Genomic DNA, 8,546 nt, shown 5'->3' with positions numbered 1-8,546 from the left:
GCATCGGGGCCTCGGGGCTGACTGAGTCGATCCAGCACCGCGATCCTCCCCCCCGGGAGAAAGGCCACATCATCCGGTTTCACGAGAGGAGGCCCCGAAAAGACCTCCTCGGGAAGGACAGCTCCTGTGGGCAGGTCGAGAATCAGCCCATGGGTTTGACCGCCCACTGAGCTGTAGTCTGTCCAGATCACGCGCCCGGGCTCCGACCGGCGCGACGAGGTCGTCTCGAAGCGGATGGCGGTCTCGCTTGTGGCTTCCTCCATCCGAAGCAGGAAGTCCTCCACGATCCTTGCGCCGCTTACGATCGACTCGGAGAGCCGAACCTCATAGGAAACGGTCGCCTCCGCCTGGGCGGCGAGGTTCCCGACCCAGGAGGCGGTGGCCGAGGCCGGATCGTAAGCGAAGCTCCCGACAGAAGCGGAGTCCGAGGCCACCCGATAGTCCCACGCGGATCCGATCGGGTGCCGGAGCGTCGCCCGGCCTGGCTCCCTGCCGGAGTTCCTTACTCTCGCCCTGACAACGACTCGGTCTCCGGGAACCAGAGGAGGACCGCTCAGGTCGTCCCAGATGATGGTCGTGGAATCGAGGGGGGCAGCCGAGAACCTCGTCAGTCCGTTCAACGTCGCGAAGGAAGCGTGGTACTGGCTCTCGATCACGACGCCGGCTGCCAGATCGCAGTGAAAGAGACCGCCACCGAGCTGAGGATTCCCCGACGGCGAGGCGCGGCGATCGAGAACCCATGCGCTCCCATCGGGGTCCATCACGAAGTCGAACGGTTCGATGAAGTTGGAAACAGCGAAGGCAACCTCGACTTCCAGGTCCGTTCGACGCACGCGGTAGATCGCGCCAGGCGCGCCGGGGAAGCCCCTGGGATTCGCGTCGCGGTCGAGGATCAGGTAGTTGCCGGCCCCGTCAATCGCGAGCGCCCAAGGAGTGGCGAACACCCCCCTCTTGGAGAACAGGGCCTGAACCTCTCCTGAAACCGGATCCACCCGGAACAGCGCCCCGGGAACGCCGCCGAGACCGAACGGATCTGCGCGCGGATCCCAGATCAGGACCTTCCCGTCGATGTCAAAGACCATCGAGCGGGGCTCCGCCCAGAGAGGGCTCGCGGCAACGAGCGTGACTTCTTGGTTGAACCTGCTCACGCGAAAGAGCGCGCCGGGCCGCGTGCCGGCATTGAGGACATCGGCGTCCGCGTCCAGCAGGAGCAGATCGCCTGATGGCTCCTCGAGGATGTCGGTCGGGTTGTCCCATCGAGCATCCGCAGCGAGCTTTGTCGCCTTTCCCGGAGGCGCATCGGGTGGCTCGACGAGGAAGAGCCCTCCTCGCGCCGATCGATCGCCGATGAAGTCGACGTTCGCGTCGACGACGACGATGCGGCCATCTTCGCGGATGAGGCAAGTGACCGGGTCGACGAATCCCTCGGCAGACACGACGACCCGGATCGGAAGTCCAGGCTCGTTGGCCACGAGATAGATCGCGCCCCGCGGATCGCCTATGAAGAGGGGATCTGCGGTTCGATCCGCCATGAAGATGTCCCCGCGCCGGAAACCTCTCCCTATGACGCTCTCGGCGGCTGCGACGAGGATGAGGAGCGCGAGCAGGAGGCGACCGGCCGCTCTCAACTCGTCGGGACGCGAGGGGTGGTCCATCGTCGGCGACCCTCCTGCCGCGGGGCCACATGGGGCGCCGCAAAGCCGGGCATGGGGCGGAACTCCGCGGGCGCGGACGCGCTCGATCCGCGCGACGCCTGCCTCTACTACATAATGGTGCATCCCGCGACGCGCGGCCGTCAAGGAAACCTCCGGAAGGCACGCAGCCCGCTTGCCACAGCCGAACCCTTCTGCCTAGGCTGGGGGTTGATTGAGGGAGGGGAGATGGGCGAAAGACGTCAGTTCCGAGAGCCCGCGGTGGCAGGGGCTTTCTACCCGGCTCGACCTGACCTCCTTCGGGAGCGCCTCTGCGCCTACCTCGACGGCGAGCCCACTCTCAAGCCCCGCCGGCCCGCGGCCCTGATCAGCCCGCACGCGGGATACGACTATTCAGGGGCCGTCGCGGGAAGGGCCTATCGCGAGCTGCGGGACCGGGCGCCGGAGGCCGTGATTGTCCTCGGCCCCAGCCATTATGACCTGTTCAAGGGAACGACCTACTGGCCGGGGAGGGGCTACAGAACCCCCCTGGGGGAAGTCGAGCATCCGGCGGGACTGGCCGAGCTGCTCGAGAGCGCGGATGCCGGAATCCGGGCCGATCATCTGGGGCACAGAGAGGAGCATTCGATCGAGGTTCAGCTCCCCTTCCTCCAGCAGATCGCGCCCGGCGCGCCGGTCCTTCCGCTCGCGGTCTCCGACGATAGCCCGGAGCGCTGCATCAGGCTGGGAGAGGCCTTGGCGGGCGCCATGAGAGACCGTTCCATCCTCCTCGTAGCATCCACCGACCTCTACCACGGAAACTCCCTGAGAGCCTGCCGGGAGACTGACGCGAGGACCCTTGCCGCCCTCCAGCGCAACGACAGCGAGGAACTCGCGGGCGGATTCGCCTCCGGGGAGTTCCAGGCTTGCGGACGCGGACCGATCCTGGCCGTGCTCGAAGCCTGCCGCCGGACGGGCGCGACCGAGGTGCGCCTTCTCGCGCGGACCAACTCCGCTGAGGTCACGGGCGGCGCTGGCGGCTACGTGGTCGGCTATGCGGCTCTGGCGATCGTGGACTCCCCGTGAGGGACGTCACGGAACCCGGAGGACGAGCATCGTCATGTCGTCCTGCAGCTCCTCCGTCTGCGTGAAACCTAGAACCTCGCCGCGGATCGAAGCCACGATCCTCTCGGCGCTCCGATCGGGAAGCTCTCCCATGAGACGGGTGAGACGCTCTTCCCCGAACTCGTCCCCCGCGGGACTCCTGGCCTCCGTGACGCCGTCCGTGTAGAGGAGAACCAGATCGCCCTTGGCCAAGGCGCGCCGGTGCTCCTCGTAGGAGATCCGCTCATCGACACCCAGCACGAGTTGGGACGGGCCGAGAGCCTCGCCCCCTCCCAGGCCCCTCACGTGGATCGGGTAGTTGTGCCCGGCGTTGCAGTAAGTGAGCACGAGGTTCTCGACGTCCAGGCGCGCGAGAAAGAGGGTCACGAACTGATCCGATGAGGTCGATTCGCAGAGCATGGTGTTGACCCGCTCCACGACCTTCCCGGTGGCTGTGCCGTTCTGCATCAGGGTGCGCAGCGAGGCCTGGAGCATGCTGGCCAGGAGTGCGGCGCCCACTCCCTTGCCGGAGACATCCGCGACCGCGAGGGCGTAGCCTCCCGTCACCGGAAAGAAGTCGAAGTAGTCGCCCCCGACCTGCTTGCTCGGCATGTTGACGCCGTAGACCTCGACCGGCAAGTCCGAGGGGAATCGCGAAGGGAGGAACCGCTGCTGGATCCGCCTGGCGAGCGCCATCTCCTCCTCGAGCACGGCCTTGTCGAGATTCTCCCGGTGAAGGAGGCTGTTCTTGAGGGCGACGCCCGCCTGCACCGCGAGAGAAGCCAGCATGCCGACTTCCTCCCCGCTGTAGCGGGTGCCCGAGAGCTTGCGGCCGAGAGCGAGGATCCCGAGCCGCTCCCCCCCATGAATGAGGTCATAGGTCAGCTCGACTCCGCCGGCCCGAAGAACGTCCCGCGCTTCCTTGCGGCCACGGCCGATCCTCTCGGCCGCGTCGAGCCACTCGCGGATCGTGAGGGGCCTGGCGACGGCCCCGCCCGGGGCGGGCAGCGTGTCCGCGATCTGCAGCAGAAGGTCGAGGCTCTCACGCGCCATTCCCCGCTCTGCGGCCACCGCGTAGCCTCCGCCCCGGCCGCCCGCCGGCCGGCGCCGCAGGAGAACCGCCGCCCCCCCGACCATCAGGGCGTCGGGGAGCTCCGCGACGAGCCCCTTGGCGAAGGATTCGAAGTTCAGGTTCGAGGACATCTCGTGCGAGAGACGCATGAGCACGTTGCGGACCTCGCGGCGGCCACGCATCAGGAGGGCTTCCAGCGCCTCCTCGATTCGGCCCATCACCGGCTGGAAGAGCACGAGCGGGACCATGAGCGCCACCCAATCGAGCATCTCCTGAGGAATGCGCAACAGCCCCTGCATCGCCCGGCTCAGCTCACGCGCGATCTGGAGGTAGACTCCGACGACGATCGCGGCGGCGACCGCGTAGAGGATGGTCCGCCGGACGATCCAGCGCGCATCCAGGAATCGATGCCTGACGATCGCGTAGCCGATGGTTCCCGACCAGATCGCCAGCGCGCCCACGAGAAGCGTCGCGGAGATCTCCCGCTCCAGGCGCAGGCCCAGGAGGACATTCAGCGGAGCCCCCAAGCTGTAGAGCGCAACGCCGATCCCGATCCCGACGAGGATCACGCGGATCTGATTGTGCAGGGCGACCATCCTGGCAGCGCCGAGATTCCTCCCGATCATGTATGTCGAAAGGCCGACGTAGGTGAGATTCACGAGGGAGAAGAGATGCAGGTGCCATGCGAAGAACTGCCGAAGGAGCACCCTTGTCACATCGGCGAGTCCGCCGAGAAGAGAGAATCGCTCCCCCAGATGAGAGAGCCCGAAGTCCCTCCCCCAGATCGTCGCCGTGAACATCAGGCAGAAGTGGATCGTGTGCGGAAGGAAGACAAGGACATCCCCCCCGGAGTGCCTGCGCAGCCAGGGGGCTTCCTCCGGGAAGGAAGCGGCGAAGAGAAGGAGCGTCGGGAAGAAGAACTCCCACAGGTAGGCGAAGTTCGCGACCAGGGGGGAGGCGGCCGGACCGCGCATCTGCGCCTGCACGCCGTGGATGGAGCCGGCCCCGAGAATCGCCCCCACCCCCGCGAAGAAGAGCATCATCGCCGTCACACGGTTGAGCCTCGCCCCCGTGTTCTCACGCAGGATGACGAGGCCGAGAAGGGTGGTCAGGATTCCGACAAGGAAGTAGACGGTCGCAAGAAGGTCCGCGTAACCCATCTCGTGGTCAGTCCCCCCGGATCCGCCCCCCCTCCCTACGCATCAACCCGGCCTGGGGTTCCGGGCGGAAACGCTAGGGAGCCTCGCCTTCGGAGACCGCCTCGGGCGGAGCGATGCCCGGCAAGGCCAGAAGCTCGCAGGCGCGGGTGAGCAGTCGCTCGGCGGCCGCCAGGATCACTCCCGTGTCCTTACGCCCGCAGCGGGCGCCTTCGTGCACGAGATCCTTCTGGTCCTTGGCGATCTTGAGGAGGTCGACCAGCTCCGGATCGAGGGCACCTGGGGTCACATAGAGCTTCGTGATCCCGGCCACGAGGCTGTAGAGGTTGCTGTCCTTGTACCCGCCTGAGAGAAGCAGGCTCTTGCAGCTCCTGTACATGGCGAAGTAGGACTGAACGACTGTCTCCTCCAGGCGACTGTCCCTATAGCAGGAGCGTGCTTTGGCCAGCTCTTCGAGCGCAGTCCGGATCTCCTTGGAAAGAGCCTCCTCGGTCGCCTCCGCAGGCTTCAGCCTTCCGTTGCGAATGCACGAGTCAAATGCGTCCACCGGACAACAACTCTCCTATGAAGGCCCCGCTGGGACCCCGCTCGGTGATTCTTGCTGCGGCCCCTGGATTCGCTAGGCGATAGGTTGACGACCGCACGGCGCCGACCGCATCCCCTGCAGCCGGACACTAGAGAAATCCGTCGGCGCGTCCGGCACCATGATGTCCGATTAGAGCACGGCAGGGACCGGTTTGCAAACGCGCCCCTGCCGAGTCCCCCGAGACGCCCGAGCAGCCGCTGCCGACTTGCCGGCGGACGGCCGGGGCGAAAGGGTCAATGAGTCACCTTGGCCAGGTCGGATGCGAAGCTGAATCCCTTTCCCCACTCCCCGGTATGGCACACGAGGCAGGTTTCCTCCCTGATGGGTCGCGTGTTCGTCCTCGAATGCAGCGTCCCCATGTCGTGACACGCCTCGCACTGCACATTCCTGAGATCAGGATCGCTCGACCCCGCCGCGTACCCGCTTTGCCTCTTCCATCCTGTGACATGGCATCCCACGCACTTCTCGTCAGCCTGCGTTCCGTCCTTCTCGAGAGTTGCGAAGGCGCGGGCGTGCTTCGTGCCCGCCCACTGCGCATGCTCGGCCTCGTGACACCGCTGGCACTTGTCGACGCCGATGTAGCGCTCTGATGTGATCTTCCCTTCGATCTCCGACGCCTTCTTGTCCGACGCGAGCTTCAATGCCTCCTTGGCGCGGGACTCGGCCTGCTTGATTGCGGCGGCGAGATCGACGTTCTCCGGGTAGTTGACGTCCAAGGTCGTGTTGCGCGAGCCCCAGTCTACGATGCGTCCGTCGGGATCCACGATCAGGGCCAGCTCGCCCGTGAACTGCCCGCGCATGCCGGTCTGCTGGGCGATAGACGCCGCGACCTTCTCGGCCCGCTCCTTCCATTGGGCGTTGCGGCCGTAGAGCGCCACGTCGATGCCGGGGACGCGACGCACCAAGTCGTCGGTCTCCTGGGTCGACATCTGCGACATCAGGACGACTATCTCCGCGTCCTTCCGCAGCTCGGGCACGAGCTTCTGCGCCGTGGCGAGCGCATCCTGGGTACGGTACTCGATCCCATCAGGGGGGCGAGCCGTCGTGATCTCATTGCCCCCCATGAGGGCGAAGAAACCGACGCGCACTCCGCCGATCTCCAACACGCGCGTCGCGGGGGCGATCGGGCTCTCGGCCCCCCCCTCGACCACCGAGAGGTTGGACGAGACGCACTGGATCGGCCCCTGGGCAATCAACTCCCGGTAGAGCTGCCAGCGATCAAGTTCCCGAACGCCCGGGGTCGTCAGGAGATAGCCCATTTGCTCCATCGTCTTCCAGATGAACCGGCTCTTCTCTTCGCCAACCGTCATCTCCGAGTTCATCCAGTCCCCGAGATCGATCAGGGCAAAGCTCTTGTTGTGAGCCCGGAGAGAGTCAACCATGCTGGCCCGCCGGGCCAGCCCGCCCTTCTGGCTGGAGTGTCACCCACAAGGGGCGAGTTCGCCCATCGTCGAGCCGAACGACACGAGGATCACCTCGGTGTTCGTCTGGCGCCGCTCGGCGCCCATGAAACCTGCACACCCAGAGAGGAAAGCGACGCCCAGCGAAACCAGGATCGCGGAAGAGATTCTCGGGTTCATCGACGACTACCTCCGTGGCCTATCGCACTCAGATGCGAAGCATCAGATCATCTCAGGCTACCACCCCAAGATCGGCAGATTCAAGGCGGAGTTCAGCCCCATCGATGCAGCAGAACCCCAATCCGCTGAAGAGGTTCCCCTGGGGCGGCCCCGGGGGCGGGGAGGGCGAAGAGGCGGCGGGCGACGGGGACAGGCCCGCGGGCCGCTCCTGTTCCCGCCATCCCCCTCAACGCCGCTGCCGCTCGTACTGGACATCCGGGAGGTCCTTCACGTTGATCCGGAAGTAGTACTGGGCGTCGTCGCCGGTGATGCGCCGATCGAGGCTGGCCTCCCAACAGTGCAGGTCCCGATAGAGCGAGAAGGCCTGACTGCGGATCTCGCGCCTCCTGAGGTCGCAATAGACGCTGTAGGTCGCCCTCCAGCCGGCCGTCGGCATGACAGACGTCGAGATGTTCATCGTGCTCGATTCGCTCGATCTCCTCTGGCCCCGCGAGTAGCTGTGCGCGAGATTCAAGCTCCAAGGCCCCGAGGCGCCCATCCGCTTCTCCCCGGGGCGACTTCTCCCTCCCCCCGCCTGTCCGAACTCCCCATACGCCGCCGGAGTCGAGCCGGTCGTGTCGGCCCCGCCTCCCCCTCCAGTGAGACGGAAGTTCGTCTGGACGGAGAGGGAACGCAGCGCCTTGGTGTAGGGATCGTGCGACACGCTCCAGCTGTTGTCGATGTATCGCGAGGGCTGCACTCGAAGCGAGTTCGAGAGAGTCGAGAAGGGGCGCTTCCCTCTTCCCTGCTCCAGGAAGTTGTAGGATGTGGACGTCGTCCAGAGAATCAGGTTGTCGATCTTGCGCGGTTTGCGCGGATCCTCGCCCGCGAGCTTGAAGTGGAACCGCTGCGTGAGGGAGAGGCTCATCGAGCTCGCGCGGGATCCGGAGAGCGCGATTCCCCCTACGCTTGGGAAGCGCGCCACCTTCCTTCCGGTTGAATCGGCAACCCTCAAGTAGGCAATCTCGGGCGCGTAGCGATAAGAGAGCGAGGGCTCGACCACATGCCGGAGAGCCAGGACGGGGCCGATCCCGACGGGAAAGGTCCCGTAGAGTGTGGAGCGCGCGGAAGCGCCGCCGTCCCAGACGCCGCCAAAGCCGTGGCTCCGCCCGCGGAAGTCCCGGCGGAACCAGGCCCCCGTCGCGGAGAGCGACGGGCTCAGTTTCAGGTAGGGACCGATCGAGCGGTTGTCCGTCAGGCCGGTCGCGATCCGGGCGGCCTGTCCGTCGCGCGTAGGCTCACCCCACTTCTTCTCGAAGACGCTCCGAAACGACGCCCCGAAGCGAGTGTAGAGAGTCGCCAACGAGGGAAGCCGCCCCCCTTTGCCCCTCTCGTCCGCCTTGCGCCCGATCGCAAAGGAGTTCACCGAGAAGTCAA

General features: G+C 66.1%; 5 protein-coding genes. 1 reads left to right on the top strand and 4 read right to left on the bottom strand.

Going from position 1 to position 8,546, the window contains the following annotated elements:
• Positions 1-1,655 (bottom strand): hypothetical protein (locus tag FJY88_09795; protein ID MBM3287623.1); only part of this gene is annotated, 1,655 nt, incomplete at its 3' end.
• A gap of 51 nt (positions 1,656-1,706) precedes the next feature.
• On the opposite strand from FJY88_09795, the gene amrB reads away from it, so the two are divergent.
• Positions 1,707-2,717, top strand: a complete 1,011-nt coding sequence (amrB, locus tag FJY88_09790) for an AmmeMemoRadiSam system protein B (GenBank protein ID MBM3287622.1) — start codon at positions 1,707-1,709, stop codon at positions 2,715-2,717.
• Positions 2,718-2,723: 6 nt separating this feature from the next.
• On the opposite strand, the gene FJY88_09785 is transcribed toward amrB, so the two are convergent.
• From FJY88_09785 to FJY88_09775, 3 genes are all read right to left on the bottom strand, one after another.
• Positions 2,724-4,967: a PP2C family protein-serine/threonine phosphatase gene (locus tag FJY88_09785; protein MBM3287621.1), complete on the bottom strand. Its 2,244-nt coding sequence runs from the start codon at positions 4,965-4,967 to the stop codon at positions 2,724-2,726.
• A gap of 73 nt (positions 4,968-5,040) precedes the next feature.
• Entirely contained in the window at positions 5,041-5,511 is a 471-nt protein-coding gene (locus FJY88_09780; GenBank protein ID MBM3287620.1) for a hypothetical protein, read from the bottom strand.
• A 272-nt stretch (positions 5,512-5,783) separates the two neighbouring features.
• Positions 5,784-6,932, bottom strand: a complete 1,149-nt coding sequence (locus tag FJY88_09775; GenBank protein MBM3287619.1) for a hypothetical protein — start codon at positions 6,930-6,932, stop codon at positions 5,784-5,786.
• Between the last annotated feature and the right edge of the window lie 1,614 nt (positions 6,933-8,546).

Source organism: Candidatus Eisenbacteria bacterium (assembly GCA_016867495.1).
Classification (GTDB): Bacteria; Eisenbacteria; RBG-16-71-46; order CAIMUX01; family VGJL01; genus VGJL01.
The sequence above is the reverse complement of the archived record's forward strand: the minus strand, read 5'-3'. Positions and strand labels throughout refer to the sequence as shown.